This is a genomic window from Mycobacterium sp. SMC-18, from assembly GCF_045310895.1.
GTDB lineage: Bacteria > Actinomycetota > Actinomycetes > Mycobacteriales > Mycobacteriaceae > Mycobacterium.
The window spans coordinates 1-2,487 of sequence record NZ_JBJIAL010000108.1 but is presented as its reverse complement, the minus strand read 5'-3'; the positions used below and the strand labels follow the sequence as shown (position 1 = coordinate 2,487).

The window sequence follows — 2,487 nt, the reverse complement described above, 5'->3', positions numbered from 1 at the left end:
TCTCCGGGTCGTACTTGCTCGGCATGACATGCACCTTCCCAAGGAAGGAGGTGCGCATCAAACGCGGGATGGTTCAATCAGCGACGTTGAAGTCGGCGAGGTAGCAGGCCTTCTCGAGGCTCAGGGCTTCAGATGCGCTGCTTGTGGTGTGCCTCTCCGCCACTCGATCCGGCGACGTACAAATGTGTTTCCCTCCGGCTATGAGCCAGTCTTAGAAGAGACCCTTGAGCACCGAACTCCGTTCTATCTGGTTGGGAATACGACGGAATTTGAAGTTCTATGCCGGCCGTGCAATACGCTGAAGAACGACCGGCTAGGTGTGCAGGAGGATGGTCTCGTGCTGTGTGGAAACACCTTTCGGCCCCGCGATCGTGTTCAGGTACTTCGGCGGGTTGCGTTCTGGTCCTTGAATGAGCATCCGAGGTGCGCCAACCCGCAGTGTGGCGCAGGGTCACAAACCAGTTGTATGCTGCTCGCTCCCCGAATCGGATTACATCCGCTTGGCATCGATAACCTGGCGCATTTCTGCATCGACCATGCGCCGATTGGGTCGTCCTATTGGCTCCATGAGGAACGGTCGGTAGCGCAGCAGACCGCTGGGTGAGCGTCCTTCATTCGAAGCGGTAGTCGACCCCGCCGGGGAGATGTCGTGATGACCGAGTCTAGTTCGCTGGGGCTCTGGTGGGTTGTAGATCTAGCTGTTTGGTCCGAATCACCGTGTGGCGAAACAGAATATCTCGCGAGGAGCGGGGCTTGCTGACCCCCATTTCTGTACGCTGCATGCGTAGGCGGCTTCGCCGATCAGGTGACTGCTGCTTGTGGAGGCCCTGCCGGCCGAGTCGCGCATCTTCTGTCGGACCCCTGTGATCATGACTCGGCTGAGCAATGATCAGAACCTGTGGATGAGCCTTGGTAGGGCGGCGTGAATGTGGGCGCGCCTTCCCGGGGATGATCACAAGTCCAGTTCGTTTCTGATCAAGACCGGCGTTGGCGCGCTGGTTGGGAAGGCACGCCCGTGCTCACCGTAGTTCACGATGTCGCGCAGGCCAACGACACCCGCAGCGGTGCCGGTCGGTCGTTGTTGGATGAGATTGTCCGCGACGGTGCCCGGCAGATGCTGGCCGCCGCTTTGCAGGCCGAGGTCGCCGCCTATGTCGACCAGTTCGTCGATCAGGTCGACGAGAATGGGCACCGGCTGGTGGTCCGCAACGGCCACCACAACGTCCGGGAGGTGCTCACCGGCGCTGGGGCGATCGAGGTGAAGGCGCCGCGGGTCAACGACAAACGGGTCGATCCGGAAACCGGTGAGCGGCAACGATTCTCGTCGAAGATACTGCCGGCGTGGGCGCGTAAGTCCCCGCAGATGGCCGAGGTGCTGCCGTTGCTGTACCTGCATGGCCTGTCCAGCAGCGACTTCGGTCCGGCGTTGGAGCAGTTCCTCGGCTCGGGGGCGGGGCTCTCGGCTCCGGCGATCACCCGACTGACCGCGCAGTGGCAGGACGAGGCCGCCGCGTTCGGCCGCCGGGACCTGTCGGGCACCGATTATGTGTACCTGTGGGTGGACGGCATCCATCTCAAGGTCCGCCTGGAGCAGGACAAACTGTGCCTGCTGGTGATGCTGGGGGTGCGCGCCGACGGCCGCAAGGAACTGGTCGCGCTGACCGACGGGTACCGCGAATCAGCGGACTCGTGGGCGGATCTGCTGCGGGACTGCCGGCGCCGTGGCATGCGCGCCCCGGTGCTCGCGGTCGGGGACGGTGCTCTGGGGTTCTGGAAAGCGGTCCGTGAGGTGTTCCCCGATACCCGTGAGCAGCGGTGCTGGTTTCACAAGCAGGCCAATGTCCTTGCCGCACTACCGAAGTCGGCGCATCCGGGGGCGATCGCGGCGATGCGGGAAATCGCGGGCGCCGAGGACATCGACCACGCGCAGGTCGCGGTCAAAGCCTTCGAACTGGACTACGGCGCCAAGTTCCCCAAGGCCGTGGCCAAGATCGTTGACGACCTCGATGTGCTGCTGGAGTTCTACCACTATCCCGCCGAGCACTGGGTACATCTGCGCACCACCAATCCGATCGAGTCGACCTTCGCCACGGTCCGGTTGCGCACCAAGGTCACCAAGGGGCCGGGTTCCCGCGCGGCGGGTATCGCCATGGCCTACAAGCTCATTGACGCCGCACAAGCCCGCTGGCGGGCGGTGAACGCCCCGCACCTGGTCGCCCTGGTCCGGGCCGGAGCGGTGTTCCACAAAGGCAAACTGCTCGAACGACCCGTCGACATCACCCCACCCGAACCGGCCGACAACCCGGCCACCCCGACCGGAACGGAGGTCGCCTGAAAAACACCAATCCACAGGTATTGACAATTACTCGACTCGGCTTTGCGCCGTGCCGTCTACTAGGCTCCGTGGAGGTTGAACCATCCCGCGTTTGATGCGCACCTCCTTCCTTGGGAAGGTGCATGTCATGCCGAGCAAGTACGACCCGGAGA

1 protein-coding gene is annotated in these 2,487 nt (G+C 63.2%); it reads left to right on the top strand.

Annotated features, from left to right (window positions below; genetic code table 11):
* Positions 1 to 1,015 precede the first annotated feature (1,015 nt).
* On the top strand, positions 1,016 to 2,335 hold the full coding sequence (locus tag ACJH6J_RS30235; protein ID WP_016894482.1) for an IS256 family transposase: 1,320 nt from the start codon (positions 1,016 to 1,018) through the stop codon (positions 2,333 to 2,335).
* Positions 2,336 to 2,487 lie beyond the last annotated feature (152 nt).